A 26,388-nucleotide genomic window follows, 5' to 3' on the forward strand; every position below is an offset into this window, starting at 1 on the left:
TCGCGAGCAAGCTCGCTCCCACATGGGCGACGCAATACCTGTGGGAGCGAGCTTGCTCGCGATAGCTATCCATCAACCGAAACAGGGCTCAAGGTTTAACCGCGTCGGTCACCTGCGGGAGTTGCGGCAGCGCCGCGCCTTTTGGCCAGAGCATCCAGATTTGCCCTTGCTGTTTCATGTCGCCGGCCAGTTGTCCGGCGGCATCGCCCGTGCCCCAGAACAGGTCGGCACGAACTTCGCCGGTGATCGCACCGCCGGTGTCCTGCGCTGCGACGGGGCGTACCAGTGCGCTGCCATCAGGGCGAGTGGTGGATAACCACAACAGGCTGCCCAGCGGAATAACCTTGCGATCCACCGCTACGCTGTAACCCGAGGTCAGCGGCACGTTCAGCGAGCCGCGCGGGCCTTCGTTGCTGTCAGGGTTGCGGTTGAAGAACACGTAGCTCGGGTTGCTGCCGAGCAGTTCAGGGATACGCGTCGGATGGGCCTTGGCCCAGGCGCTGATAGCGCTCATGGTCACTTCTTCTTTTTTCAGCTCGCCCTGATCCACCAGCCAGCGGCCGATAGGGCGGTACGGGTGACCGTTCTGGTCGGCATAACCAATGCGCAGTTGGCGGCCGTCTTCCAGTTGAATGCGGCCCGAGCCCTGGATCTGCAAAAACTGCAGGTCCATCGGGTCGGTCAGCCACGCCAGCACAGGCGCCTTGACCCCTTTGGTTTCAATGGCGGCGGCATCGTCATAAGGCTTGAGTACTCGACCTTCAAGGCGGCCGCGCAGGCGCTTGCCTTTGAGTTCCGGGTAAATGCTCTCCAGGGAGACAATGATCATGTCATCCGGCACGCCATACACCGGCACGTTGGCCACCGGGTTCTGTGTCAGGCTGCCCGGATAGACCGGCTCGTAATAACCGGTGATCAAGCCATTGGCGTTGCCGCCGGAAGACCGCAGGCCGTAGACCTCCAGGTGTTCCTTGAGAAAACCGCGGATGGCGTCGGCGGCTTGCGGTACGTTGGTGGCCGCCGCGCAAGTCGCGCCCCAGACCGGGTCGGACTTCAGGCGGGTACAGGCACTACGCCAGGAGCCGAAACCTGCCAGCAAGTCGTTATCGGACACCGTCGGCAAGGCTTCCCAGGTCGCGCTGGAATAGGTAGCGATGGCGTGGGTTTGTGGTTTTGCGGTGTCGCCACTGTTGCAACCGGCAAGCAGGGCGACCATCGGAAGGGTCCAGGCCAGACTGTTGCGCCAGACCTTGAAACGGCTGTTCATGCGGTACTTCCTTTACAGGTTGTCCGAGCGCTTCCAGCGTTCAAACAACCCTTATTGTTAATAGGGCTATTGGTCTTTGTCGGCGACGCGAGGATACTGGCCGCCGTTTCCCGTGACGTGAAGCCACCATGACTCTTAAAAGACTTTCTGTTGTATTGCTGGCCTGTCTGACGCTGTCCGCCTGTGGCGGTGTCGATCCGAACTCGCCGCTGGGTCAGCGCAAGGCAATCTTCAAGCAAATGCTCAAAACCGGCGAAGACCTGGGCGGCATGTTGCGTGGACGCATTCCGTTCGACGGCCCGCGTTTCACCGAAGGTGCGGTCAAACTCGACGCCTTGTCCCATGAACCGTGGAAGCATTTCCCGCAGGTTCGCGAGGACGGCAAAACCAGCGCCAAAGACGATGTATGGCAACAGCAGGCGCGTTTCCAGGATATGGCCCGCACACTTGAGGCCGCCACCGGTGAATTGGTGATTACCAGCAAGGTTCAGCCGTACAAGGTCAGCAACCTGGGGCCGGCCGTGCAGAAAGTCGAAGACGCCTGTAGTGCGTGTCATAAACAGTTTCGTGATCATTGATTAGCGCCTGCCATTCCTGTGTAGGAGCTGCCGAAGGCTGCGATCTTTTGATCTTTGTGGATGCCCCGAAAAAGATCGCAGGCTTCGCCAGCTCCTACGTGAGGGCGTGTGATTTTCTGGCCGTTACTTGTCCAGCTCATCCAGCGCTTGCTGCAATTGCTTACGGGATTCGGCGAGTTTGTCTTTGCGTTTGTTGATCTTCTCGGCGTCGCCCTTTTTCATGGCCTTGTCGAGGTCGGCCTGACGGAGGCTGACTTCGTGCTTGGCGTCGAGCACCTTGTTCTCGCGCTCTTTCTTCAAGGCGGCGTCGGTGCAGTGCTCGGTGACTTCGTTCAGGGCTTTTTCCAGGCCTGCCTGTTGATCGGCATTGCCATGGGCCTTGGCCTGTTCGATCTGGGCGCTGATGGACTGGCGTTTGGCGGCGCATCCCGTGAGTTCAGGGGTTTCTTCGGCAGCCATCAGCGGTGCTGCCATGACGCCGCAAAGGGTCAGAACGGCGAGCGGTGAAAGAAATTTCATAAAGGCTCCGTTTAAAAAATCATCAGATCGGCGAGCCGATGGGCTGTTGGAGCGCATCGATACCTATTGGGTTCAAAACTGCCGGATCTCTGAACATCTAGAAACCGTCTATTCCGGCAGCGTGTAATTGTTCGCTCAAGGCCACCACCTGCGGGTCGCGGAAAAAAGCGCTCAATTGCGCAGCGCGCCCCGGGCCGATTCCGGCTTCGGTCTGCCATTGCCCAGTGTCTCGTTGCGCTAGTTGCTGCCATGAGTCTGCAAGTCTGGCCTCACCCGTAGGCGGCAAGCCCAAGGCCTTCAGCCAGCGTGAAAAGGGTTGTTGCCGGGCGCTTTGCAGGCTGTTCAGCAAACGGACACTGCTGCGCTCGCCGAAGCCGTCAATGTTAGCAAGCTCTTGGGCATCGAGGGTCAACCAATCGAGCAGCCCCTTGATACGCCCGACACTGATGAGTTTTTCCCAGGTGCCGGGGCCTAGATGGTGCAGCGCCAGGCCTTGCTTGCCACTGAGCCAGGTCAGCCGTGCGAGAAACTGGCTTTCGCAGCCCGGTGTCGGTTGCCAACAGCTGAGGTGGTGGAAGTCTTCTGCACGGGGTGCGATCACCTCTGGCCGTTCAGTGCTGCGCAACACCACGCTGTCGAGCCGTGGGATGGTCAACCCGGCAAGGCTGATGGCGACCTGATCGCCGGGGCGGATATCCATATCCCGCCAACGCTGCAGCGAGCTGACGCTCACACGTTTGATCTGCCGGTCATCCAGCATGACTGGAGCAAGCTCCAGGACCGGAGTAATGCGCCCGGTACGACCGATCTTGAAATTGACCTTGCGCACTTCAGCCAGTGCCTGGGCGAAAGGGTACTTCCAGGCCACGCTCCAGAACGGCGCTTTCGCCTGCCAGCGCTCTGCCGCCGGGCGCTGGCTCTGACGCAAGACAATGCCGTCGCTGGCAAACGGCAGGGGCGTGCGATACCAGTGATCTCGCCAGCGCCCGGCGTCGGCAAACGTGCTGACGGATTGGCTATAGCGCTCACTGTCGGCGAAGCCCGACGCTTTCAGAAAGGCCAGACGCGCCGGCAAGCTGGTCGGACCTTGCGGCCAGTCCCAGACGAACAGCCCGATCCCGTTGGCGTCCTCCGTGCTCAGCTCTTTACGGCCCATCAATCCGGCCACGGCGCTACGGGCGTTCAGGCTGCCACTTTTGGCTTGTACATGATCTGTCAGACGCCAATAGAGCTCGCCTTGTAGCAGCAGGTCCAGCGGCTGTGGCAGTTGCTGGGGGATTGCGGCGATCTTGCGCGCCGAGGCTGTCCAGTCCTGGCCATTGATCCCGTCACCACGGCTTATCGCCTGTTGCAGTTGACCCTCACGGTAAATCAGCGTGACCGCCACACCATCGACTTTGGGCTGAACCCAGATATCGTCGCGTGACTTGAGCCAGGCTTCGACGGCCCGACCGTCGATGAGTTTTTCGAGGCCTGTGTGGGGGATTGGGTGGGCAACCGTGCCGCGGGCGGTACGTAGCGGATTTTCAGCTGTTGAGGTCGGCTCGAAGCACACCCGCCAAGCTTTGAGGCGTGCGCGGGATTGGTCGTAGAGTTCATCGGCGACCAGCGAGTGTCCCTGTCGGTGATAGCTGTCGTCCCAGCGTTCGATTTGCTGTTGCAGCGCGGTGATTTCAGCTTGGGCCCGGATGGGGAGCCAGTCGGGGCAGGTAGCAGCGTGAGCGTTCAGGCCAGCAACTATCAGCCAAAAACCGATCAACAGACGAAGCGTGGGCAGCATCATGAGCATCCTTGCTCGAGTTGGATGCCTGAAGGTTAGATCAGCTGTGAAGCCTGCGAGCGCAGGTGTTTTGCAGTGTGTTTCGAGAGAGGAAGGCGTACATCTGCAGGAGCTGCCGCAGGCTGCGATCTTTTGATCTTTCCAATACCCATGAAAAAGCCCCGCACGGCGAACCGTGCGGGGCTTTTTGTGCAGCCAGGAAAGTCTTACAGACCAGCAGCAGCGCGCAGGGCGTCGGCGCGGTCGGTTTTTTCCCAGGTGAACGTGGTGAACGTATCGTCGCCCACGGTTTTGATTTCCGGGGTGCGACCGAAGTGGCCGTACGCAGCGGTGTCCTGGTACATCGGGTGCAGCAGGTCGAGCATGGTGGTGATTGCGTATGGGCGCAGGTCGAACACTTCGCGGACCAGTTTGACGATCTTGTCGTCGCTGATCTTGCCGGTGCCGAAGGTGTTCAACGAAATCGAAGTCGGTTGAGCGACGCCGATGGCGTAGGAAACCTGAATCTCGCAACGTTCGGCCAGGCCGGCAGCCACGATGTTCTTGGCCACATAACGACCGGCGTAGGCAGCCGAACGGTCAACCTTCGATGGATCTTTACCGGAGAACGCGCCGCCGCCGTGACGGGCCATGCCGCCGTAGCTGTCAACGATGATCTTGCGACCGGTCAGGCCGCAGTCGCCCACCGGGCCACCGATGATGAACTGGCCAGTCGGGTTGATGTGGAACTGGGTGTCCTTGGACAGCAGCTCGGCAGGCAGCACGTGCTTGACGATCAGTTCCATCACGCCTTCGCGCAGGTCTTTGTAGGACACTTCCGGGTTGTGCTGGGTCGACAGTACAACGGCGTCGATACCGACAACCTTGCCGTTTTCGTAGCGGCAGGTTACTTGCGACTTGGCGTCTGGACGCAGCCAAGGCAGCAGGCCGGACTTGCGGGCTTCGGCCTGGCGCTGAACCAGTTGGTGCGAGAAGGTGATCGGTGCTGGCATCAGCACGTCGGTTTCGTTGCTGGCGTAGCCGAACATCAGGCCCTGATCGCCGGCGCCCTGGTCTTCAGGCTTGGCACGATCAACACCTTGGTTGATGTCGGGGGACTGCTTGCCGATGATGTTCATCACGCCACAGGTCGCGCCGTCGAAGCCGACATTCGAGCTGTTGTAGCCGATGTCGAGGATCACGTTACGAACGATGTCTTCCAGATCGACCCAGGCCGAGGTGGTGACTTCGCCGGCGATGATCGCCACGCCCGTTTTCACCAGAGTCTCGCACGCCACACGGGCGAACTTGTCTTCAGCAATGATGGCGTCCAGCACCGCATCAGAAATCTGGTCGGCGATTTTGTCCGGATGCCCTTCAGACACGGACTCGGAGGTGAAGAGGGAGTATTCGCTCATCTCGATGTTTTCCTGAATTTACCGATGGTGAGTGTCGCCAGCCGGTCGCTGAAAATGGCGGACCTGGATCTGGAAACCATTACGTAAGCCTACATAGAGGCTTTCCCCGGGAACGAGTCCCGCAGCGGTGGCCCAACGGGCCAAATCGTCCTGTTCAAACCCCAACCAAAGATCACCGCAGGCCTCCCTGGCCCAACTTTGGTTGTGGCTACATAACTCTGTCACTAACAGGCTACCGCCTGGTTGCAGCAAGCCGGCCATGTGCTTGAGCGCATCGGCTGGCGCGGCGAAATGGTGCAAGACCATGTTCAGTACAACGCAATCGGCTACCAGGCTTACGCCATTCAATGCATCGGCCAATTGCAGGCTGACGTTAGCCAGCTTTTCACGTTCGCAGACCTGACGCGCCAGTTCGAGCATCGCCGGGCTGTTGTCGAGCGCCGTAACCTGACTGAAGCGGCGCGCCAGTTCCGGCAGGAAGCTGCCATCGCCGGGGCCGACTTCAATCGCTGTGGCGCCTTCGCTGAAACTCAACTTGTCGAGCAGCGCCAGCACGCTTTCGCGGTACTGCGCCAAGCCGGCGATCAAGTCTTGCTGGGCGCGAAACTTTTCCGCAACCCGTGAGAAAAAATCCTGGCTGGCAGCGGCTCGTTGCCCGTGGACCTGGCTGATCCGCGCCTGCACATCGCTGGGCAGGGTCAGGTTGTCCACTTCTTCGAGCAGTGCCGCGTGCAGCTTGCCGCCCAACAGTTCGGTGTGGGGCAGGGCGCGACGATAAAAAATAGCGTTGCCTTCGCGGCGGGTCGCTACCAGATCGGCCTGGGCCAGCACCTTCAAGTGGTGGCTCATGCCCGATTGACCGGTGGCGAAGATTTGCGCCAGCTCCAGCACGCCGAACGAATCGTTGGCCAATGCGCGCAAAACGTTCAGCCGCAACGGATCGCCGCCGGCCTTGCACAGGGCCGCCAGCTCATCGCAATCGTCATGGCGAATGGAAGGCACGCGTAAGTTCATAAGGCCAGCAGTCTAGTGATGCGCCGAAATCCCCGCAAGGCCAATATCAAAAAGTTTTGATATTGCTCGATAGATGGCACTTCCTGGGCTGCGCTTCACTCTACAAACGAAGCGCGGAAAGGTTTCACCAGGCGAATCCGCATTTATCCACAGGAAAAACACCCCGGATCGACTATCTGTCATTGCCCCGAGGCGTCCGGGTGAGGGAAAATGCTCGCCTTTTTTCCGTTCCGTTTTATTCACTCTCGATTCAGAATCCGCAGGAGAACAGCGATGCCCAGCCGTCGTGAGCGTGCCAACGCCATTCGTGCCCTCAGCATGGATGCCGTGCAAAAAGCCAACAGCGGCCATCCCGGTGCCCCTATGGGCATGGCGGATATCGCCGAGGTGCTTTGGCGTGACTACCTCAAGCACAACCCGAGCAATCCATCCTTTGCCGACCGCGACCGGTTCATCCTGTCCAACGGTCACGGCTCGATGTTGATCTACTCGCTGCTGCACCTGACCGGCTACGACCTGTCGATCGATGACCTGAAAAGCTTCCGCCAATTGCACAGCCGCACCCCGGGTCACCCGGAACTCGGCTACACCCCGGGCGTTGAAACCACCACTGGCCCGTTGGGTCAGGGCCTGGCCAACGCCGTGGGTTTTGCCCTGGCAGAAAAAGTCCTGGCGGCGCAGTTCAACCGTCCTGGCCACAACGTTGTCGACCACCACACCTACGTGTTCCTGGGTGATGGCTGCATGATGGAAGGCATTTCCCACGAAGTCAGCTCCCTGGCCGGTACGCTGGGCCTGGGCAAGCTGATCGCCTTCTACGATGACAACGGCATCTCCATCGATGGCGAAGTCGAAGGCTGGTTCACCGATGACACCCCGAAGCGCTTCGAAGCCTACAACTGGCAAGTGATCCGCAACGTTGACGGTCACGACCCGGAAGAGATCAAGACCGCAATCGACACTGCACGCAAAAGCGCGCAACCGACGCTGATCTGCTGCAAGACCACTATCGGTTTCGGTTCGCCGAACAAGCAAGGCAAGGAAGACTGCCACGGCGCCCCATTGGGTGACGCGGAAATCGCCCTGACCCGTGCCGCGCTGAAGTGGAATCACGGCCCGTTCGAAATCCCGGCCGACATCTATGCCGAGTGGGACGCCAAGGAAGCCGGTCGCGCGGTCGAAGCCGAGTGGGATCAGCGTTTCGCTGCCTACTCCGCCGAATTCCCTGAGCTGGCCAATGAGCTGGTTCGTCGTCTGAGCGGTGATCTGCCGGCTGACTTCTCCGAGAAGGCTGCGGCTTACATCGCTGAAGTGGCGGCCAAAGGCGAAACCATCGCCAGCCGTAAAGCCAGCCAGAACGCCCTGAACGCGTTCGGCCCGCTGTTGCCGGAAATGCTCGGCGGCTCGGCTGACCTGGCCGGCTCCAACCTGACCCTGTGGAAAGGCTGCAAAGGCGTCAGCGCTGAAGACGCCAGCGGCAACTACATGTACTACGGCGTTCGCGAGTTCGGCATGACCGCCATCATGAACGGCGTTGCCCTGCATGGCGGCCTGGTGCCTTACGGCGCAACCTTCCTGATGTTCATGGAATACGCCCGCAACGCCGTGCGCATGTCCGCCCTGATGAAGCAGCGCGTGATCCACGTCTACACCCACGACTCCATCGGTCTGGGCGAAGACGGTCCGACTCACCAACCTATCGAGCAACTGGCCAGCCTGCGTTGCACGCCGAACCTCGACACCTGGCGTCCAGCCGATGCCGTTGAGTCGGCCGTGGCCTGGAAGTGCGCCCTGGAGCGTAAAGACGGTCCTAGCGCACTGATCTTCTCGCGTCAGAACCTGCAGCACCAAACCCGTGACGCGGTGCAGATCGAGCTGATCAACCGTGGTGGTTACGTGCTCAAGGATTGCGCGGGCGAGCCTGAGCTGATCCTGATCTCCACCGGTTCGGAAGTCGGTCTGGCCGTTCAGGCCTACGACAAACTGACTGAACAGGGCCGCAAGGTGCGCGTGGTTTCGATGCCGTGCACCAGCGTGTTCGATGCTCAGGATGCCGGCTACAAGCAAGCGGTTCTGCCGTTGCAGGTCAGCGCCCGTATCGCCATCGAGGCTGCTCACGCGGACTACTGGTACAAGTACGTGGGCCTGGAAGGTCGCGTCATCGGCATGACCACCTACGGCGAGTCGGCGCCTGCGCCTGCCTTGTTCGAAGAGTTCGGCTTCACCCTGGAAAACATCCTGGGTCAGGCTGAAGAGCTGCTGGAAGACTAAGTCCGACAGTTGCGTTGTCTGTTCTGACGCCATCGCGAGCAAGCTCGCTCCCACATGGACGGTGTGAATCCCTGTGGGAGCGAGCTTGCTCGCGATGACAATCGAACATTCAACACGGAACTGACGGATTCACCACGGTAATCGAGAACCCCATGCCTCAACCGCGTCCCTACAAAGTTGCACTCAACGGCTACGGCCGGATTGGTCGTTGCGTCTTGCGTGCTTTGTTCGAGCGAGGGGCGGCGGCCGGTTTTGAAATTGTTGCGATCAACGATCTGGCCGACATGGCCAGCATCGAATACCTGACACGCTTCGACTCCACCCACGGGCGTTTTCCCGGTGAGGTGAAGGTCGACGGCGATTGTCTGCATATTAAGGGCAACTGCGTGAAGGTCCTGCGCAGTGCCACCCCCGAAGGTATCGATTGGGCGTCGCTGGGCGTCGACCTGGTGCTGGAGTGCTCCGGCGCTTACCACACTCGCGCAGACGGCCAGCGTTTCCTCGACGCCGGCGCACCGCGCGTGCTGTTTTCCCAGCCGATGGCCAGCGAAGCGGATGTCGACGCCACCATCGTCTACGGCGTCAATCAGGATTGCCTGACCGGCGATGAACTGCTGGTGTCCAACGCGTCCTGTACCACCAACTGCGGCGTGCCGCTGTTGCGTCTGCTGGATCAGGCCTTTGGTCTGGACTACGTGTCGATCACCACGATTCACTCGGCGATGAACGATCAGCCGGTGATTGACGCCTACCACCACGAAGACCTGCGCCGCACCCGTTCGGCGTTCCAGTCGGTGATCCCGGTGTCCACCGGTCTGGCGCGCGGTATCGAACGCTTGCTGCCGGAACTTGCCGGGAGAATTCAGGCCAAAGCCGTACGCGTGCCGACGGTCAACGTGTCTTGCCTCGACATCACGATGCAAACCGTCACCGACACCGACGCCACCGAGGTCAACCGGATCCTGCGCGAGGCTGCCACCAGCGGCCCGCTCAAGGGGCTGTTGGCGTACACCGAATTGCCTCACGCCAGTTGTGATTTCAACCATGACCCGCATTCGGCGATCGTCGATGCCAGTCAGACCCGCGTTTCCGGCCCAAGGCTGGTGAACGTGCTGGCCTGGTTCGACAACGAATGGGGTTTTGCCAACCGAATGCTGGATGTTGCAGAACACTATCTGCAAGCAGCTATCAAGCTCTCTGTCCCTCAGCTTTCTACTTCTCAAAAACCTGCTCTCTAAAACAGCTACCCAGGAAATGCGACCCATGACCGTGTTGAAGATGACCGACCTCGATCTGCAAGGTAAGCGCGTATTGATCCGCGAAGACCTCAACGTCCCAGTCAAGGACGGTGTTGTCACCAGCGATGCGCGAATCCTGGCCTCGCTGCCGACCATCAAGCTGGCCCTGGAAAAAGGCGCAGCCGTGATGGTCTGCTCGCACTTGGGCCGTCCGACCGAAGGTGAATTCTCGGCCGAGAACAGCCTCAAGCCCGTGGCCGACTACCTGAGCAAGGCCCTGGGCCGTGAAGTGCCGCTGGTGTCCGACTACCTGGGCGGTGTTGACGTGAAAGCGGGCGACATCGTGCTGTTCGAGAACGTGCGCTTTAACAAAGGCGAGAAAAACAACGCTGACGAACTGGCCCGGCAATACGCGGCCCTGTGCGACGTGTTCGTGATGGACGCCTTCGGCACCGCTCACCGTGCCGAGGGTTCGACCCACGGCGTGGCCAAGTTCGCCAAAGTCGCCGCCGCTGGCCCGTTGCTGGCTGCCGAACTGGACGCACTGGGCAAAGCCCTTGGCGCCCCGGCCCAGCCAATGGCGGCCATCGTTGCCGGCTCCAAGGTCTCGACCAAACTCGACGTGCTGAACAGCCTGAGCCAGATTTGCGATCAACTGATCGTCGGTGGTGGCATCGCCAACACCTTCCTGGCCGCTGCCGGTCACCCGGTCGGCAAGTCGCTGTACGAGCCAGACCTGCTGGACACCGCCCGCGCCATCGCCGCCAAAGTCAGCGTGCCATTGCCGGTCGACGTGGTGGTTGCCAAGGAATTCGCTGAAAGCGCTACCGCGACCGTCAAGCTGATCGCCGACGTGGCTGCCGACGACATGATCCTCGACATCGGCCCACAGACTGCCGCGCACTTCGCTGAACTGCTGAAGTCGTCGAAAACCATTCTGTGGAACGGCCCGGTCGGCGTGTTCGAATTCGACCAGTTCGGTAACGGCACCAAAGTCCTGGCTCAGGCCATCGCAGACAGCTCGGCGTTCTCCATCGCGGGCGGCGGCGACACCCTGGCAGCTATCGATAAATATGGCGTTGCCGGGCAAATCTCCTACATTTCTACCGGCGGTGGCGCGTTCCTCGAGTTCGTCGAAGGCAAAGTGCTGCCAGCCGTTGAAGTCCTGGAAAGCCGGGCAAAGGCCTAAGGGTCATCCATTGGCCAGGCAAAGGAGTGTTTACATGGTCAAGACGTTAGCGACATTGATCGCGGCGAGTGTGCTGGCAGGCTGCGGGAGTACGCCGAAAGCCGCGCCGGAACACGAAACCGGCGCGCCAGACAAGGGCTGTTACCAGGCCGACTGGCAAGCGGAAACCAACCCGGTGCTCAACAAGCGTTCCGGGCCGGATGGCCTGGATAAATACGAGACGCGGACCCCGGCCAAGGAACATGGTTGCCCTTGACCGGTCTGACTCACTAACGCCCAGTGCTGGTGGCGTGTGCCGCCAGCCGAGGAACATTGATGAAAGGCTTGATAGCCGTGGCGTCGCTGGCAGTGCTTGCCGGTTGCGCCAATATGAACCCGTTTGCCTCGTCGCCCGCGCCTGACGCCTGGACGACCTGGGTTTGCGACAGCCAGGCGCAAGTGCTCTGGCGTTACACTGACATCAGCCGCAACGCGGTTGACGTGCGCCTGGCTGGTAACGATCAGGTGTACCGCTTGAAGCTGGAGCCCACAGGCAGTGGCTCGCTGTACAGCGATGACAAACTGGCGTTTCACGTAAAAGGTGAGGAAGGCCTGGTGTACTGGGTCGCCACCAACGATTTGATCGGCCGCGGCTGTAAAGTGCAGTAAGCACACGAAATTGATACACCACAGATCCATTGTGGAAGCAGAGCCAAATGTGGGAGCGAGCTTGCTCGCGATAGCGGTCTGACAGTCACTGCACTGTTGGCGGCCAGGCCCTCATCGCGAGCAAGCTCGCTCCCACAGTGGTTCTGTGTCAGTACACGAGATTTTGGCACCACCGAATTCGCAGACCGGCCTTACCCCCGATCTGCAATAACTTGAATAGCAGCCGCCGCTACGGCAGGCTTGCACGATTAACGACCCTCAACCGGGAGAGACACACACCATGGCACTTATCAGCATGCGCCAGATGCTGGACCACGCAGCCGAGTACGGCTACGGCGTTCCAGCCTTCAACGTCAACAACCTTGAGCAGATGCGCGCCATCATGGAAGCCGCTGACAAGACTGACTCCCCGGTGATCGTCCAGGCTTCGGCCGGCGCCCGTAAATACGCTGGCGCGCCATTCCTGCGTCACCTGATTTTGGCGGCGATCGAAGAATTCCCGCACATCCCGGTGTGCATGCACCAGGACCACGGCACCAGCCCTGACGTCTGCCAGCGCTCCATCCAACTGGGCTTCAGCTCGGTGATGATGGACGGTTCCCTGGGCGAAGACGGCAAGACCCCAACCGACTACGACTACAACGTCCGTGTTACCCAGCAAACCGTAGCCATGGCTCACGCCTGCGGCGTATCGGTAGAAGGCGAGCTGGGCTGCCTGGGTTCGCTGGAAACCGGCATGGCCGGTGAAGAAGACGGTATCGGCGCAGAAGGCGTGCTTGATCACAGCCAAATGCTCACTGACCCGGAAGAAGCCGCTGACTTCGTCAAACGCACTCAGGTCGACGCCCTGGCCATCGCCATCGGCACCAGCCACGGCGCCTACAAGTTCACCAAGCCACCGACTGGCGACGTGCTGGCCATCGACCGCATCAAAGAAATCCACAAACGCATCCCGAACACCCACCTGGTGATGCACGGTTCTTCTTCGGTTCCGCAAGAGTGGCTGGCGATCATCAACCAGTACGGCGGCGACATCAAAGAAACCTACGGCGTACCGGTTGAAGAAATCGTTGAAGGCATCAAGCACGGCGTGCGCAAGGTCAACATCGACACCGACCTGCGCCTGGCGTCCACCGGTGCGATGCGTCGCCTGATGGCCACCAACCCGAGTGAATTTGACCCACGTAAATTCTTCGGCGCCACCGTCACCGCCATGCGCGACGTGTGCATCGCACGTTATGAAGCGTTCGGTACTGCCGGTAATGCTTCGAAGATCAAACCTGTTTCGTTGGAAGCGATGTTCCAGCGTTATCTGAAGGGTGAGTTGAACGCCAAGGTTAACTAAACCTGAGCGTTAAACAGCACTAATAAAAAACCCGCCGAGAGGCGGGTTTTTTGTGACTGAGATTTGCCTTTATGAGGAGCAGACGTAAGGTGCTTGAAATGTCACCTATAGTGGACATAATTAAGTCGTAGATTAATAAAGTCCGTTATAGGTGACATTTATGCTGCTGCACAACCCATCAGTGTTCGGTGAGCGAATCCGCCAATTGCGGCGCGCCAAAGGCCAGAACCAGGTGCAATTGGCCCACAGAGCAAAATGCAGCCGCAAAACCATCATCGACCTTGAGGCCGGTGAAAATGTATCGCTCTACACCGTGTTCAGGGTTATCTCGGCGCTGGGCATGGCCCTTGAAATTGTCGACAACCGGATCGACCTCAGATCCCTCGCCGATTTGGTAGAGCACGATGAGTAGGGTCAAGCTGCTCAACGTCATGACCCCGCAAGGCTTCTCGGGCCAGTTGTCCAAAGGATCACAGTTTTCGTTTGCCTACGAATCCTCTGATGCGCCGAAGGAAGTCTCGCTGGTCATGCCCTATGACCCGACGCCTTCGATCAGCAATGTGTTGCATCCAATATTCGACATGAACGTGCCAGAGGGGTTTCTGGCTGATCAGATCAAACGTCGCATGGCCAAGCACATGCAAGTGGATGAAATGCGCCTGTTGTCGGTTATTGGCGGGAATCAGATCGGGCGCCTCACTTATCAAAACCCGATAGAGGCATCCGTATCCGTTCGTGCTCAGGTCGGGTTGCAGGAAATCCTCTCTGCCGACAGCTCGCAAGGTGTCTTCGACTTTCTCGTCGATACCTATTTTGAGTCGGGCATTTCAGGCGTGCAGCCCAAAGTGCTGGTGCCCGATCTGGACAAGCTGACGGGCAATCGAAAAACCATGCTCAGCTCTGATTTGATTGTTAAGTCAGGGGCTGACGAGTATGCGCACTTGGCTCAGAACGAGTTTCTGTGCCTGGAAGCGGCCCGTCTTGCCGGGTTGGAGACGCCGCGATTCTGGATTTCTGAAAGCGGCGATCTGTTTGTCATGGAACGTTTCGATTTGACGTCGTCCGGGCGGCTCGGGTTTGAAGACATGGCTGTCCTTCTGGGGCTCAACAAAGACCCTCATGACAACTATAAGTACTCTCAAAGCTACGAGACGTTGGCTGCGGTGATCGCAAAGGTGTGCCGACACGCTGACCCGGTACGCGAACTGGAACGGTTTTTTTCGTCAGTTTGTCTTTCGGTCATGGTTCGTAATGGTGATGCGCATTTGAAGAACTTCGGAGTGATTTATACCCACCCTGAAGCACTTGATACGGTGCAACTGGCGCCCGTCTTTGATGTGACAACGACGACCGTCTATGAGAACTACAATCCCAAATCCGGTCGCTCATTGGTTGACCGGACCTTGGCGATAAAGATGAACAAGGTAAAGACCTACCCTGATCGTCAGCACCTGGTTGAATTTGGTCGCAAGCACTGCGCGGTTGATAGACCCGCGTTGATCATTGAGCGAATTGCTGAGGCAATGACCGAAGCGCTGGCAGTCAATCGGCATCGCGTAGACAGTGAGCTGTTTGCGGGTATGCAGGCAGAATGGGATGCCGGACGGCTGATGGCACTCAATGACTCGGTTGCGCCGAGGCTAAGCCGTAAACCTGTAGTTAACGAGTGAATTTGACCCACGTAAATTCTTCGGCGCCACCGTCACCGCCATGCGCGACGTGTGCATCGCACGTTATGAAGCGTTCGGTACTGCCGGTAATGCTTCGAAGATCAAACCTGTTTCGTTGGAAGCGATGTTCCAGCGTTATCTGAAGGGTGAGTTGAACGCCAAGGTTAACTAAACCTGAGCGTTAAACAGCACTAATAAAAAACCCGCCGAGAGACGGGTTTTTTGTTGGGTGAGCGTGATGGGGTAATTAAGTATTCCCCGTTTTTACGCTTACTGAATAAGTTTCCAGTTTTTGTAAAAGAACCGACGCAAGGCGAAGGCTGCTCCCGCAAACGAAGCGACGATACCATTCAGGATAAAAGAGGCCCAGGACGGGCGCAGTATGTCGAGAAACAGGCAGTAGCGTTTGGCGTCGTTCTTGTTGAAGGAGGCGTGCAACAGGGTGTCGTCAAAGATGAACAGCGGATCGTCGTGCCAGTAGTGTTTTTGCTTCCTGACTTGAATGTAGACACCGTCATGATGGGCGGCCGGCATGATGTTGTAGAGCACGCGGTACATCATGCGCAACGGCCCGAAGTGAAAGGACGTTGACTGATTTTCATTGAAAACCGATACGCCGATGGTCTTTATATAAGGCAGTTTTTTCTGAAGTGCGGGGATGTTGAGTTCGGTATCGATCGTGCGGCCATACCATTGGAAGAACAACATGCCGCGCTTTTTCTGGGCCATGCGCGCGTCGAGGAATTCAATGATCTCTTCCTTGTGAGCCATGGCGGTTTCAATCACATAGTTGATATCGTGCTGATGGCCTTCGGGAAGGTCGCGCAACTTGTAAACATAACGGCTTGGCTTGCACAGCAGGTCGAAAAAAGTATTCAGCGGCGCGAGCAGCCATGTATTACGGCCGCCACCTATAAAATACTTTTTGACGATGTCGATATCGAATATGCCATTGCGCAGAAAGTCATATATGCCGCAAATACAAAGCACAACAAGAAACCAAAGGGTTGCCACCGGAAAACAATAAATAATGGCTGCAATACCGAGAATGGTGATCGCCGAGACTGCTTTCTTGCGGATGACTCGAGTGTTCATGGAACTCAGTTCCCCTGAGGTGGCGCGGGTATTCGGATTGGAAAAATGCCGATAGGCTCGGCATTATATTCGCCGTCACAAGGGCTCATTCTGTAATAAATGTTTCTTATTTGTAAAGAATTCTTAAAAATGAGGTGGGCAGATTTATTGGGTCTGCCCCCCGTTTTTTGGCCAGGCTTTCAGCCATTCGCGGGCTCGTCAAACCCTCGCTGCTCAATCACCCCAAACACATCGGTAATGTCCTGAACCATCAAGCGCGCCACATTGGTGACCGTGTTGATGTCGCGTTCGGCGTAGTCGGGCAGGCTGGTGCAGGCCATGAGGGTGAGGTAACTGAGGACGGCGTGCAAGCGTTCGCTGACGCAGGCGTGGAGTTCGCGCAGCGGGGCGTGGCTGTCGATGAGCAGGACGGGGTAGTCGGTGGCGATTTGGGTGAAGGGGGTGAAGCGGCGGGGCGGATTTTGAGTAGTCATGAGTAGGGCCTTGAGGATAATGAAAAATTGCTTTCCTCTTTTTGATTAGGGCTACGAAACCCTGCCGCTGACCGAAGCCAGTCGACGGGATTAACGGTACGCGGGGGCTTCTTGGGTGGCAACGGGAGGGGTGTAGGAAGAGTTGCTTTTGAAGTGAGGGATTTCGGCCTTTCTGACCAAGTGTTCAGAAGCGCCCGTAGCACCCGTAGCAGCTGTCGAGCCTGCGAGGCTGCGTTCGGCTGCGGAGCAGTCGTAAAACCTGACGCCGAGTTTCTTCAGGTAAACCGCATTTGCCGGATTACGACCGCTTTGCGGCCGAACGCAGCCTCGCAGGCTCGACAGCTGCTACGGGGACCGGGTTGTCCTCAAGAGTTGAGATCAAGTCGTCAGCTCTTGTTGTGATCAATATCCAGCTTGCTGAACGTCACTTTCCCACCTTCGCTGGTGTACCCGGTGTTGTCCTGCACATACACCCCGGCCTTGAAATACAACGGTTTGTCACGCCAGGTGGCGCTGATCTGAGTGTCCCATGAGTAGCCGGCGGCGCTGATGCCCAAGGCGCCGCCGGGGCTGAGGTGGATGAGGTAGGCGAATTCCTGATCCAGTTTCACCCCCGTGGCGATGGTGATCACTCGGCCAGCATCGTCGTCCGGGTGCATGCGCACCTTGGCGACGATGCTGCCGGTCGAGGTGCTGGTCTTGTACTGATACTCGACTTTCACCAACGGTTTTTGGCTGTTGTAGGCGTGGATCTGGCCGATGACGATTTTGCCCGAACTTGGCACCTGGTTCACCGCGAGGGTCGCGCGCAGCAAGTTATCGGCATCGGGGTAGAGCCAGTTGCGCAGGGTGCCGTTGCTGTAGGTTTCGCGCAGTTCGGTGCGAGGGTAAATCGCGTTTTCGGTGCGGGAGCCGGTCACCGGGGACCAGAAGAAAAGTGTCCCGGTGTCGGAGTGGAAGTATTGATCCTTGAAACCGTTCACCAGTTTGCCGGTGTCAACGGTGTACGGTGGGCTGCCGACAGGAACACTGAGGTTCCAGGTTGCGAGATCGATCATAATCAAAGCTTCCACGAATTCTAGCTGCACGCACGTGCCAGAAGCTCTAGCCCGCGCGTTAGAGGGCGGTCTTTATAAGCGTAGAAGAGAGGCATGTTAATGCCCGTCTGGCGGATAACTGGCGTCAACCCTCTGTCGAATTGCCACCTTTGCCGGTCTTCAGTGCCTTTGGAGCTGACCGTTAGTCGGGAGTCGAGGCTTTGGCTGAGTGATGGCGCGACGACACCTATTGCTTTTGCAGATCCGGGTCTAGAGTGAGATCGCAGTATTTGTCCGGTTTATTTCGACGGTACCGGCCTGACGTCACTACAAGAGAAGCAGCATGGAATGCGCGCAACCCAAGCCAGGTGAAGGCAGCTCAGTTCTTTTAATCGTGGATGATTACCCTGAAAATCTGATCAGTATGCGTGCGTTGTTACAGCGCCAGGACTGGCAAGTGATGACCGCGGCTTCCGGCTTTGAAGCCTTGAGCCTGTTACTCGAACATGAAATCGACCTGGTGTTGCTGGATGTGCAGATGCCAGGGATGGACGGTTTTGAAGTGGCGCGTTTGATGCGCGGTAGCCAGCGTACTCGTCTGACCCCGATCATTTTCCTTACCGCCAACGAACAGTCCCAGGATGCGGTGATCAAGGGCTATGCCAGTGGCGCGGTGGATTACCTGTTCAAACCGTTTGACCCGCAAATCCTCAAACCCAAAGTCCAGGCGCTGCTTGAACACCAGCGCAATCGCCGGGCCTTGCAGCGGCTAAGCCAGGATCTGGAAGCCGCGCGGGCCTTCAATGCCTCGGTGCTGGATAACGCCGCCGAAGGGATTCTGGTGGTGGGCGAGGACGGTCTGATCCGCTTCGCCAACCCGGCCATGTCGCGCCTGCTCAATGCGACGGTCACCGAATTGCAAGGCGCGGAGTTCGTCGACTTCCTGCAAAAACCACATGTGCCGGTGTGGGCAGATTCTGACATTTATGCCGGTTATCGCCGCGGTGAAACCTGGCGCGTGCACGATGCACTCCTGCGCACCGCGCCCGGCCAGCAAGTGCCGGTGGCGCTGTCCTGTGCGCCGCTTCCGTCTGAACAGAAGGCCATGGTGGTGACCGTTCTCGACATGTCGGTGGTACGCCATCTGCATCAGCAGTTGGAGTTCCAGGCTGTCACGGACCCGCTGACCGGGCTGCTCAACCGTCGTGGCTTCTACCAGACCGTGGAAAACCTGCTGTTGCGCGGTGAGCGTTCCGACAGCGCCTGGGTCTTGTTGTACCTGGACCTCGATGGCTTCAAGCGGGTCAACGATTCGTTGGGCCACGATGCGGGCGATCGAGTGCTGCGTTGGGTGTCCGAGCAGTTGAAGGCCTGTTTGCGGCCGTTCGACATTCTGGCGCGCATGGGCGGTGATGAGTTCACGGCGTTGCTCGACCTGGAGTTTCCCGAGCAGGCGGCGAAGATTGCCGAAAAGCTCATCGAGCGCATATCGATGTGTCAGGAAATTGAAGGGCTGGATGTGGCGCTGGGGGCGAGCATCGGTATCGCTACTTATCCCGATTGTGGCTCCAGCCTCGACGGTTTGTTACGCGCGTCCGATATCGCCATGTACGAAGCCAAGCGCGCCGGACGTCAGCAGTATCGCTTCTACGACCATGAAATGAATGGTCGCGCGCGTTCGCGGCTGATGCTCGAAGAAAGCGTGCGCACGGCCGTCGAAAACAAGGATTTCAACCTGGTGTATCAGCCCCAGGTGGCGATTGCCGACGGTCGCATACGCGGGTTTGAAGCCTTGCTGCGCTGGCAGCATCCGAGTGTCGGTGATGTCCCGCCGGGGTTGTTTTTACCGTTGCTGGAAGAAGCGCGGCTGATCAGTCGTCTCGGCAGCTGGATTTACCATCACAGTGCCAGGCAGCGAAAGGCCTGGGAAAACCTGTTTGCCGAGGATCTGGTGCTCGGTGTGAGCTTGAGCAGCACCCAGTTCGGTATGACAAACCTGGTCACCGAGTTGCGTCAGGTGCTGGAGCGCCACGACTTGCAGCCGTATCAGCTGGAAGTTGAAATCACCGAAGACGCCTTGATCCAAAATGTTGATGAGTCGCGCAAACAGCTGCGCCTGTTGCGTCACCTCGGCGTGCGGGTAGCACTTGATGACTTTGGCTCGGGGCCGTGCTCGCTGGCCCATTTACGCGATCTGGAACTGGACACGCTCAAGCTCGACCGCCACCTGATTGCCCGGATACTCGATTCCCCACGGGATGCGGCGCTGGCTCGCAGCGTCATCGAGCTGTGCAAGCAATTCGGGATGCTGGTGATCGCCGAGGGCGTGGAAACCGTTGCGCAGTATCAATGGCTTGAGGCCAACGGTTGCCAGTATGTGCAAGGTTTCCTGGTGGCCAGGCCGTTGATGGCCCAGGATGCCGATAGCTTTGCGCAGCCGTTTGACTGGAGCGCGCTGACTGCCTGAATTCGCTACACTGGCGGCCTTTCGTCACTCTGTTGTTGGCCCATGACCACGCTCAAGTACCTCCAGGCTTACCCCGCTGCCTTGCAAGAGCAAGTGCGCCAGTTGATCGATCAGGATCGGCTGGATGATTACCTGAGCCAACGTTACCCGGATAAACACGCGGTGCAGAGTGACAAGGCGCTGTATAGCTACGCGCTGGAGTTGAAACAGGAATACCTGCGCAATGCGCCGGCCATCGACAAAGTGCTGTTCGACAACCGCCTCGACCTGACCCACCGTGCCCTCGGCCTGCACACGGCGATCTCGCGCGTGCAGGGCGGCAAACTCAAGGCCAAGAAAGAAATTCGCATCGCCTCGTTATTCAAGGACGCCGCGCCGCAGTTTCTGAAAATGATCGTGGTGCATGAGCTGGCGCATTTCAAAGAGTCCGATCACAACAAGGCTTTCTACAAGCTGTGCGAGCATATGCTGCCGGGCTATCACCAGTTGGAATTCGACTTGCGGGTGTACCTCACCTGGCGGGATATGCAATAGCGGATCAAAAGATCGCAGCCTGCGGCAGCTCCTACATGGAAATGCGCGTAGGAGCTGCCGCAGGCTGCGATCTTTTAAATATGGAGCAGGTGAATGGACGTCAGCAAAACCAAGAGCAGCTTTTACCGCCGCCTGTACGTGGCGTACCTGATCGACAGCGGACTGGCCAGCAGTGTTCCGGCGCTGACCGAAGTGACCGGTATGCCGCGGCGTACCGCCCAGGACACGATTGCGGCGTTGGCGGATCTGGATATTGTGTGTGAATTCGAGCAGGAAGAGGGCGCGCGCAACCATGCGGGGCGCTATCGGATTCTGAGCTGGGGGGCGATTGATCGCGGGTGGATCGAGCAGCATTTGCAGCAGATCAAAGCGGTGCTGGATTACCCCTGAGACTTTGCGGTGTCGCGACTGGCGCCATCGCGAGCAAGCTCGCTCCCACAAGGGATCTTCGTCGTGCCGCAGATCAGTGTGGGAGCGAGCTTGCTCGCGATAGGGCCCTCAAGAACGACGCATCCCGATATGCGGAATGTCATCCTCCAGGTATTCCTCACCCACCACGACAAACCCGTACCGCCCGTAATACCCCTGCAAATGCGCCTGGGCCGACAGATAGATCGGCACTTCAGGCCAGTATTTCTCGGCCTGTATCAACGCCTGACTCAGCAACTCGTGGCCCAGCCCCTTGCCGCGGGCTTCTGGTGCGGTAATCACCCGCCCGATCACCACGTCACCGCCCTGTGAAATCGGGTCGAGCAATCTCAGGTAAGCCACCAACCGCTCCCCGTCCCAGGCCATCAAATGGCAAGTGTCGCCGTCCAGATCCTGACCATCGATATCCTGATAAACACATTTCTGCTCGACAACGAACACCTCTGCACGCAATTGCAAAATGGCGTACAGCTGTTCTTTACCCAGATCGCTGTGGTGTTTGCAGACCCACTCAATTGTCATCTTCACATTCCTTGAACAACCTCGCTCCGATACTAAGCGTCCTGCCGCTGGATGTCTTGCGGCAGAAAAATCTGTGATAAAGGCCAAAATGCCATCATTCATTTCTCGCGACTCTGTCTTCTTTGTGTAATCTGCGTTGTAGCGGTTTGTTGTGGCTTCAATGAGCTACTGTTAGGACCGGGGTTGTGGCCGTGATTCGGTACACCGGCCTTCGAGTTTTGGCTAAAAACACGCTGGGCTGCCCGCCCGCTAAGGATTTTTTAGCATGCCGCGATTGCATCTAGCCTTTGCCTTGATAGGGTTGCTGTTGCTGACCCAGAGCGCCACAGCGGAGAAACTGCGTCTGGTGGCCGATGCCTGGCCACCGTTTACCGATGCCACGCTGGTCAATGGCGGGGTGGCGACTGATATTGTCAGTACCGCGCTGGCGCGGGCGGGTTATGCCAGTGATTTCGAACAGGTGCCTTGGGCCAGAGCTTTGCTGGGTGTGGGCGAAGGGCGTTACGACGTGCTGGTCAATGCCTGGTTCAACGAAGAGCGAACCCACATCGGGCAGTTTTCCAGCGAATACCTGCTCAACCGGATACGTTTCATCAAGCGTAAAGACACGCCGATCGAATACAACAACTTGCAGCAATTGCACACCTATCCGATTGCCGTGGTGCGTGGCTACGCCTATTCGCCCGAGTTTGACGGCGACGTGGCCTTGCAGAAAGTCCAGGTGCACAACTTCCCCATGGCGGTACGCATGCTCGCCGCTGACCGGGTGAAGCTGACGCTGGAAGACGAATACGTCGCCCGCTATTACCTGGCGCGCGAATCATCCAAGGTGCGCAATTCCGTGGAGTTCCTGCCCAATCCTCTGAGCGAAAACAGCCTGCATATTCTGGTCAGCCTGAAGAACCCCGACCATGAAAAGATTGTCGCCGGCTTCGACCGCGAGATTGCAGCGATGAAGGAGGATGGCAGCTATGAGCGATTGCTCAGGCAGCATGGGATGTGAGAGTCGGGGTTGTGTGGTGTGGCGGATGACCTCATCGCGAGCAAGCTCGCTCCCACACTGGATCTGTGTCGGGCACAGAACCTCTGTACGCCGCCGAACCCCTGTGGGAGCGAGCTTGCTCGCGATGGGGCCTGCCCGGTCACCACAGGCCTCAATCCTCGCTCGTATCCTTGATCAAATGCGCCGCCAGCGTGCGCAGCGGTCCCAATTGCCGGCAGATCAACGCCAGTTGTGTCTGCACCAGACGCTGACCTTCGTCGATCTCGTCGGGCATTTGTTCCAGCGCGGCGGCCAGGGTTTCTTCTTCGTCACTTTGAATCGCAATCGACAGTTTGCTCGCCAACCCTTGGGCGATTTCGTCGATGCTGGTTGCCAGACTGACGCCGGCGCCGTCGATCAGTTGTTCACGAACGTCAGCGGGTAGCTGGATTTCGCGGTGTGCGCCGAGGCCCGAGAGGTAGCTGAGCAAGGTGTGGGACAGCACCAGGAAACGGAAACCGACGTCGGCTTCCTTACGGAAATGCCCCGGCTCCATGAGCATGTTGGCCAGCGTGGTCGACAGCGCCGCATCGGCGTTGTGCGCATTACGTCGGGCCAGCCGATAGGCCAGGTCATCACGTTTACCGGCAGCGTATTGCTGCATGATTTGCCGCAGGTAAATGCTGTTGCAGGTCAGGGTGTTGGCCAGCACTTTGTTCAGCCTGCGGCCCTGCCAGTCCGGCAGGAACAGGAGCACCGCCAGCCCCGCAATCAGGCCGCCGAGCAAGGTATCGAGCAGCCTTGGCAGGAACAGCCCGTAGCCGTCGCCGACCTGGTTGAAGCAGAACAGAATCATCAAGGTGATCGCCGCTGTCGCCAGGGTGTAGCGGGTGGTGCGGTTGATAAAGAACACGACCCCGGCGGCAATCGCGAAACACGATTGCACCAGCGGGTTGGGGAACAGATCGAACAACGCCCAGGCCAGGGTCAGACCAATCGCGGTGCCAAGAATCCGCTGGCCGAGTTTGCGCCGCGTGGCGCCGTAGTTCGGTTGGCAGACAAACAGCGTGGTGAGAATGATCCAGTAGCCTTGCGACGGGTGGATCAGGTGCACCATGCCGTAGCCGATGGTCAGGGCCAGGGGCAGACGAAGGGCGTGGCGAAACAGCAACGAGGTCGGCGTCAGCTGCGTACGCAGGCGCGTCCAGACGTCCTTGAGGTTGCGCGGTGAACGGTCGAGGAGGCTGCTGTCGGTGGCATCGGCCAGGCTGTCGGGGTTGCTCGCATCGCTGAGCAAGCGGTCAAGCGTGCCGAGGTTGGCCGCCAGCGCGCGCAACGAGCGCAGCAAGCCGCGCCAGGCCGGGTTGCTCTGGATGCGCAGGTGTTCGAGGGAGGCGTGCAGGTCGCTGAGGGCTTCGGCGAAGCTGTCGTCGTAGACGAACGGCTGACGCATCTGGATCGACTCGGCCAATGCTCGGCAGGCTTTGCCTTGCTGGCGCAACAGGCGTTGGCAGCGGAACAGCACGTCACTGTGGAAAAAGGCTTCGGCCAGGGCGTTGTACGGATAGTGCGAAGAACTGGCGCGTTCGTGGATGTCCTGGGCGAGGAAATACAGCTTCAGGTAGCGGCTGACTTTCGAGCCCGGCCGGCCATTGCCGACCCGGTGCAGAATGATTTCCTTGGCCGCGTTGAGCGCCGCGACCACCCGGCCATTTTGCTGTGCCAGTTCCAGCCGTCGGGCTTCGACGTCCATCTGGCGGATCGGCTCGAACAGCGATGATTTGAGCTTCAGGTAAAACCCCAGCTCGCGAAACAACCGCGCCAGGCTCTGCTGCACCGGTTGGTTGGAAAACAGCGCCTGCCACAGTACCGAGAGCAAGCCGTACCAGGCCGCGCCAGCCACCAGCAACACCGGTTCATGCCAGAAATCGGTGACCGCGCCGCCGCGTTGATCCACACCAATCATGGTGTACACCGACAGAATCAACGTCGCCGAGGCAATCGCGCCATAGCGTTCGCCTAAAGCACCGAGCATGGTCAGGCCGAAGCTGGCCAGTGCCAGGGCGAACACGAAGATGTACGGGTAGGGGAACAACAACTCGACCGAGAACGCGGCAACGCTGAAGCACACCAGCGTCACGGCCAATGCATTGAGCCGACCCTGCCAACTGTCGTCGGTTTCGGCCAGGGCGCTGGCGATAATCCCCAGGAACAGCGGGATCAGCAGGCCCATTTCATTCTGGTACCAACACAGCACCATGGTGCCGGTCAGGGCGATGAACACCCGTACGCTGTAGCTGAATTTATCCAGCGCCCAAAGGCGACGCAGAGACTGACGAAACGAGGTCGATGACATGAAGTGCGGAGGCCTTCCGGGGCAATGCAGCTAAATTGAGCCAGTAATGACGACGACGCAATGGCGCCGATCACATCTGACAGCAAAAACTGTTCCTTCCTTGTGTGAATGCAATCTGCAAATCACCATAGATTCAATGTGGGAGCGAGCTTGCTCGCGATGAGGCCAGTACATTCAACATCTATGTTGACTGTCAGGCCGCTATCGCGAGCAAGCTCGCTCCCACATTTGTTCTGTGTATGGCTTTGTGTCAGACGTACTGCGCGGCCGCGTAACCCGAGGCCCAGGCCCATTGGAAGTTGAAACCGCCCAGATGTCCGGTGACATCCAGCACTTCGCCGATGAAGTACAGGCCGGGGCTTTTCAGCGATTCCATGGTTTTGGACGAGACCTCATGGGTGTCGACGCCGCCGAGCGTGACTTCGGCAGTGCGATAGCCTTCGGTGCCGGCCGGGACCAGCGTCCAGCTCGCGAGTTTTGCGGCGATATCGGCCAACTCGGCGTGGGTGTACTGCTTCATCGGCTTGGAGACGAACCAGTTGTCGGCCAGCAGGTTGGCCATCTTCTTGGTGAATATTTCGCCCAGCAGGGTCTTCAGCTCGCTGTTCGGACGCTCGGCTTGCTGTTGTTGCAGCCAGCTTGGCACGTCGTGGTCGGGCAGCAGGTTGATCTCGACCGCGTCGCCGGATTGCCAGAACGAGGAAATCTGCAAGATCGCCGGGCCGCTGAGGCCACGGTGAGTGAACAGGATGTTCTCGCGAAAGCTCTGATCGTTGCAGCTCACCAGGCAATCCACTGAAGTGCCGGACAGCTCGGTGCACAGCTCTTTCAGCTGATCAGTGATGGTGAACGGCACCAGGCCGGCGCGAGTGGGCAGCAACTGGTGGCCGAACTGCTTGGCCACTTGATAACCGAAACCGGTGGCGCCCAGGGTCGGAATCGACAGGCCACCGGTGGCGATCACCAGCGATTCGCAGGTCAACTGGCCCAGCGTGGTTTCCAGCAGGTAACCGCTTTCGAGTTTTTCGATGTTCTGGATCGAAGTGTCCAGGTGCAGGTTGACGCCGACCTGATCGCACTCGTCGAGGAGCATGCCGAGGATGTCGCTGGATTTGTTATCGCAGAACAGCTGGCCGAGCTTTTTCTCGTGGTAGGGCACGCCGTGCTTGGCGACCATCCCGATGAAATCCCACTGGGTGTAGCGCGCCAGCGCGGATTTGCAGAAGTGCGCGTTTTGCGAGAGGAAATTGCCTGGTTCGGTGTACATGTTGGTGAAATTGCAGCGGCCACCGCCGGACATGAGGATTTTCTTGCCGGCCTTGTTCGCGTGGTCGAGCAACATCACCTTGCGCCCGCGCCCGGCGGCGGTCAGCGCACACATCAACCCAGCGGCGCCAGCGCCAATGATCACGACTTCGGTAGAGCGCAAAACGGTGTCCTCACACAAATTTTAAATTCACCGGTGGACCAATGTGGGAGCGAGCTTGCTCGCGATGGGGCCAGTACATTCAACATTGATGTTGTCTGTCAGTCCGCTATCGCGAGCAAGCTCGCTCCCACAGGGATATGCGGTGTTT

24 protein-coding genes and 1 pseudogene are annotated in these 26,388 nt (G+C 58.7%); 14 read left to right on the plus strand and 11 right to left on the minus strand.

Annotated features, from left to right (window positions below):
• Positions 1-88: 88 nt before the first annotated feature.
• Complete coding sequence (gene mltA / locus BK659_RS18695) at positions 89-1,267, minus strand: murein transglycosylase A (protein WP_123426463.1); 1,179 nt, start codon at positions 1,265-1,267, stop codon at positions 89-91.
• A 128-nt stretch (positions 1,268-1,395) separates the two neighbouring features.
• On the opposite strand from mltA, the gene BK659_RS18700 reads away from it, so the two are divergent.
• The gene (locus BK659_RS18700) at positions 1,396-1,845 is read left to right on the plus strand and encodes a c-type cytochrome (protein ID WP_123426464.1); all 450 of its coding nucleotides are present in this window, start codon (positions 1,396-1,398) and stop codon (positions 1,843-1,845) included.
• Between the two features lie 123 nt (positions 1,846-1,968).
• On the opposite strand, the gene BK659_RS18705 is transcribed toward BK659_RS18700, so the two are convergent.
• The 4 genes from BK659_RS18705 to BK659_RS18720 all read right to left on the minus strand — a co-directional run bounded on the left by BK659_RS18705 (position 1,969) and on the right by BK659_RS18720 (position 6,555).
• Complete coding sequence (locus BK659_RS18705) at positions 1,969-2,364, minus strand: DUF1090 domain-containing protein (RefSeq protein WP_123426465.1); 396 nt, start codon at positions 2,362-2,364, stop codon at positions 1,969-1,971.
• Between the two features lie 97 nt (positions 2,365-2,461).
• Positions 2,462-4,144, minus strand: a complete 1,683-nt coding sequence (gene ligB, locus BK659_RS18710; protein ID WP_123426466.1) for an NAD-dependent DNA ligase LigB — start codon at positions 4,142-4,144, stop codon at positions 2,462-2,464.
• 206 nt (positions 4,145-4,350) lie between these two features.
• On the minus strand, positions 4,351-5,541 hold the full coding sequence (gene metK, locus BK659_RS18715; RefSeq protein WP_054594424.1) for a methionine adenosyltransferase: 1,191 nt from the start codon (positions 5,539-5,541) through the stop codon (positions 4,351-4,353).
• Between the two features lie 18 nt (positions 5,542-5,559).
• On the minus strand, positions 5,560-6,555 hold the full coding sequence (locus tag BK659_RS18720) for an ArsR/SmtB family transcription factor (protein ID WP_123426467.1): 996 nt from the start codon (positions 6,553-6,555) through the stop codon (positions 5,560-5,562).
• Between the two features lie 273 nt (positions 6,556-6,828).
• Here BK659_RS18720 and tkt point away from each other — a divergent pair, with 273 nt between their 5' ends.
• The 9 genes and pseudogenes from tkt to BK659_RS18765 form a co-directional block, all read left to right on the plus strand.
• On the plus strand, positions 6,829-8,826 hold the full coding sequence (tkt, locus tag BK659_RS18725) for a transketolase (protein WP_123426468.1): 1,998 nt from the start codon (positions 6,829-6,831) through the stop codon (positions 8,824-8,826).
• A gap of 152 nt (positions 8,827-8,978) precedes the next feature.
• Positions 8,979-10,064 (plus strand): erythrose-4-phosphate dehydrogenase, encoded by a 1,086-nt coding sequence (epd, locus tag BK659_RS18730; RefSeq protein ID WP_123426469.1) that lies wholly within the window; start codon positions 8,979-8,981, stop codon positions 10,062-10,064.
• A gap of 25 nt (positions 10,065-10,089) precedes the next feature.
• Complete coding sequence (locus BK659_RS18735) at positions 10,090-11,253, plus strand: phosphoglycerate kinase (RefSeq protein ID WP_123426470.1); 1,164 nt, start codon at positions 10,090-10,092, stop codon at positions 11,251-11,253.
• A gap of 34 nt (positions 11,254-11,287) precedes the next feature.
• On the plus strand, positions 11,288-11,509 hold the full coding sequence (locus BK659_RS18740; protein ID WP_123426471.1) for a hypothetical protein: 222 nt from the start codon (positions 11,288-11,290) through the stop codon (positions 11,507-11,509).
• A 59-nt stretch (positions 11,510-11,568) separates the two neighbouring features.
• Positions 11,569-11,901, plus strand: a complete 333-nt coding sequence (locus BK659_RS18745; protein ID WP_123426472.1) for an MliC family protein — start codon at positions 11,569-11,571, stop codon at positions 11,899-11,901.
• Positions 11,902-12,181: 280 nt separating this feature from the next.
• Positions 12,182-13,246 carry a class II fructose-bisphosphate aldolase gene (fba, locus tag BK659_RS18750; protein WP_123426473.1) on the plus strand — a complete coding sequence of 355 codons (1,065 nt, stop codon included), beginning with the start codon at positions 12,182-12,184 and terminating at the stop codon, positions 13,244-13,246.
• A gap of 160 nt (positions 13,247-13,406) precedes the next feature.
• A complete protein-coding gene (locus BK659_RS18755) occupies positions 13,407-13,658 on the plus strand; it encodes a helix-turn-helix transcriptional regulator (protein ID WP_123426474.1) in 252 nt (83 codons plus the stop codon).
• A complete protein-coding gene (locus BK659_RS18760) occupies positions 13,651-14,916 on the plus strand; it encodes a type II toxin-antitoxin system HipA family toxin (RefSeq protein ID WP_123426475.1) in 1,266 nt (421 codons plus the stop codon). Before BK659_RS18755 ends, BK659_RS18760 begins: the two co-directional genes overlap by 8 nt.
• Positions 14,912-15,088 (plus strand): annotated as a pseudogene (locus BK659_RS18765) (class II fructose-bisphosphate aldolase); the annotation flags it as partial. The gene BK659_RS18760 and the pseudogene BK659_RS18765, both read left to right, overlap by 5 nt.
• 98 nt (positions 15,089-15,186) lie before the next feature.
• Here the strand turns inward: BK659_RS18765 and BK659_RS18770 are convergent.
• The 3 genes from BK659_RS18770 to BK659_RS18780 all read right to left on the minus strand — a co-directional run bounded on the left by BK659_RS18770 (position 15,187) and on the right by BK659_RS18780 (position 17,542).
• A complete protein-coding gene (locus tag BK659_RS18770; RefSeq protein WP_123426476.1) occupies positions 15,187-16,011 on the minus strand; it encodes an aspartyl/asparaginyl beta-hydroxylase domain-containing protein in 825 nt (274 codons plus the stop codon).
• A gap of 179 nt (positions 16,012-16,190) precedes the next feature.
• On the minus strand, positions 16,191-16,484 hold the full coding sequence (locus BK659_RS18775; protein ID WP_123426477.1) for a fructose-bisphosphate aldolase: 294 nt from the start codon (positions 16,482-16,484) through the stop codon (positions 16,191-16,193).
• A gap of 386 nt (positions 16,485-16,870) precedes the next feature.
• Complete coding sequence (locus BK659_RS18780; RefSeq protein ID WP_123426478.1) at positions 16,871-17,542, minus strand: polysaccharide lyase family 7 protein; 672 nt, start codon at positions 17,540-17,542, stop codon at positions 16,871-16,873.
• 322 nt (positions 17,543-17,864) lie between these two features.
• Between BK659_RS18780 and BK659_RS18785 the strand changes: the two genes are divergently transcribed.
• The 3 genes from BK659_RS18785 to BK659_RS18795 all read left to right on the plus strand — a co-directional run bounded on the left by BK659_RS18785 (position 17,865) and on the right by BK659_RS18795 (position 20,912).
• The gene (locus tag BK659_RS18785) at positions 17,865-19,988 is read left to right on the plus strand and encodes a putative bifunctional diguanylate cyclase/phosphodiesterase (protein WP_123426479.1); all 2,124 of its coding nucleotides are present in this window, start codon (positions 17,865-17,867) and stop codon (positions 19,986-19,988) included.
• Positions 19,989-20,030: 42 nt separating this feature from the next.
• Entirely contained in the window at positions 20,031-20,522 is a 492-nt protein-coding gene (locus BK659_RS18790) for a M48 metallopeptidase family protein (protein WP_123426480.1), read from the plus strand.
• Positions 20,523-20,615: 93 nt separating this feature from the next.
• Positions 20,616-20,912, plus strand: coding sequence for a winged helix-turn-helix domain-containing protein (locus BK659_RS18795; protein WP_123426481.1), 297 nt, complete (start codon positions 20,616-20,618; stop codon positions 20,910-20,912).
• 108 nt (positions 20,913-21,020) lie between these two features.
• Here BK659_RS18795 and BK659_RS18800 read toward each other — a convergent pair whose 3' ends face one another.
• Positions 21,021-21,473, minus strand: coding sequence for a GNAT family N-acetyltransferase (locus BK659_RS18800; protein WP_123426482.1), 453 nt, complete (start codon positions 21,471-21,473; stop codon positions 21,021-21,023).
• A gap of 265 nt (positions 21,474-21,738) precedes the next feature.
• Here BK659_RS18800 and BK659_RS18805 point away from each other — a divergent pair, with 265 nt between their 5' ends.
• Positions 21,739-22,476: a substrate-binding periplasmic protein gene (locus BK659_RS18805; protein ID WP_123426483.1), complete on the plus strand. Its 738-nt coding sequence runs from the start codon at positions 21,739-21,741 to the stop codon at positions 22,474-22,476.
• A gap of 151 nt (positions 22,477-22,627) precedes the next feature.
• Here BK659_RS18805 and yccS read toward each other — a convergent pair whose 3' ends face one another.
• On the minus strand, positions 22,628-24,811 hold the full coding sequence (gene yccS, locus BK659_RS18810) for a YccS family putative transporter (protein ID WP_123426484.1): 2,184 nt from the start codon (positions 24,809-24,811) through the stop codon (positions 22,628-22,630).
• Between the two features lie 250 nt (positions 24,812-25,061).
• Entirely contained in the window at positions 25,062-26,240 is a 1,179-nt protein-coding gene (locus BK659_RS18815; protein ID WP_123426485.1) for a BaiN/RdsA family NAD(P)/FAD-dependent oxidoreductase, read from the minus strand.
• Positions 26,241-26,388: the final 148 nt, after the last annotated feature.

The sequence above is a fragment of the Pseudomonas brassicacearum genome, from assembly GCF_003732225.1.
In the GTDB taxonomy this organism is placed as follows: Bacteria; Pseudomonadota; Gammaproteobacteria; order Pseudomonadales; family Pseudomonadaceae; genus Aquipseudomonas; species Aquipseudomonas brassicacearum_E.

Coding starts and splice junctions, on each gene's coding strand:
- tkt (WP_123426468.1), top strand. CDS start 6,829: ATGCCCAGCCGTCGTGAGCGTGCCAACGCCATTCGTGCCCTCAGCATG.
- BK659_RS18705 (WP_123426465.1), bottom strand. CDS start 2,364: ATGAAATTTCTTTCACCGCTCGCCGTTCTGACCCTTTGCGGCGTCATG.
- ligB (WP_123426466.1), bottom strand. CDS start 4,144: ATGCTGCCCACGCTTCGTCTGTTGATCGGTTTTTGGCTGATAGTTGCT.
- fba (WP_123426473.1), top strand. CDS start 12,182: ATGGCACTTATCAGCATGCGCCAGATGCTGGACCACGCAGCCGAGTAC.
- BK659_RS18785 (WP_123426479.1), top strand. CDS start 17,865: ATGGAATGCGCGCAACCCAAGCCAGGTGAAGGCAGCTCAGTTCTTTTA.
- yccS (WP_123426484.1), bottom strand. CDS start 24,811: ATGTCATCGACCTCGTTTCGTCAGTCTCTGCGTCGCCTTTGGGCGCTG.
- BK659_RS18780 (WP_123426478.1), bottom strand. CDS start 17,542: ATGATCGATCTCGCAACCTGGAACCTCAGTGTTCCTGTCGGCAGCCCA.
- mltA (WP_123426463.1), bottom strand. CDS start 1,267: ATGAACAGCCGTTTCAAGGTCTGGCGCAACAGTCTGGCCTGGACCCTT.
- BK659_RS18795 (WP_123426481.1), top strand. CDS start 20,616: ATGGACGTCAGCAAAACCAAGAGCAGCTTTTACCGCCGCCTGTACGTG.
- epd (WP_123426469.1), top strand. CDS start 8,979: ATGCCTCAACCGCGTCCCTACAAAGTTGCACTCAACGGCTACGGCCGG.
- BK659_RS18800 (WP_123426482.1), bottom strand. CDS start 21,473: ATGACAATTGAGTGGGTCTGCAAACACCACAGCGATCTGGGTAAAGAA.
- BK659_RS18760 (WP_123426475.1), top strand. CDS start 13,651: ATGAGTAGGGTCAAGCTGCTCAACGTCATGACCCCGCAAGGCTTCTCG.
- BK659_RS18805 (WP_123426483.1), top strand. CDS start 21,739: ATGCCGCGATTGCATCTAGCCTTTGCCTTGATAGGGTTGCTGTTGCTG.
- BK659_RS18700 (WP_123426464.1), top strand. CDS start 1,396: ATGACTCTTAAAAGACTTTCTGTTGTATTGCTGGCCTGTCTGACGCTG.
- BK659_RS18740 (WP_123426471.1), top strand. CDS start 11,288: ATGGTCAAGACGTTAGCGACATTGATCGCGGCGAGTGTGCTGGCAGGC.
- BK659_RS18790 (WP_123426480.1), top strand. CDS start 20,031: ATGACCACGCTCAAGTACCTCCAGGCTTACCCCGCTGCCTTGCAAGAG.
- BK659_RS18770 (WP_123426476.1), bottom strand. CDS start 16,011: ATGAACACTCGAGTCATCCGCAAGAAAGCAGTCTCGGCGATCACCATT.
- BK659_RS18720 (WP_123426467.1), bottom strand. CDS start 6,555: ATGAACTTACGCGTGCCTTCCATTCGCCATGACGATTGCGATGAGCTG.
- BK659_RS18735 (WP_123426470.1), top strand. CDS start 10,090: ATGACCGTGTTGAAGATGACCGACCTCGATCTGCAAGGTAAGCGCGTA.
- BK659_RS18755 (WP_123426474.1), top strand. CDS start 13,407: ATGCTGCTGCACAACCCATCAGTGTTCGGTGAGCGAATCCGCCAATTG.
- metK (WP_054594424.1), bottom strand. CDS start 5,541: ATGAGCGAATACTCCCTCTTCACCTCCGAGTCCGTGTCTGAAGGGCAT.
- BK659_RS18745 (WP_123426472.1), top strand. CDS start 11,569: ATGAAAGGCTTGATAGCCGTGGCGTCGCTGGCAGTGCTTGCCGGTTGC.
- BK659_RS18775 (WP_123426477.1), bottom strand. CDS start 16,484: ATGACTACTCAAAATCCGCCCCGCCGCTTCACCCCCTTCACCCAAATC.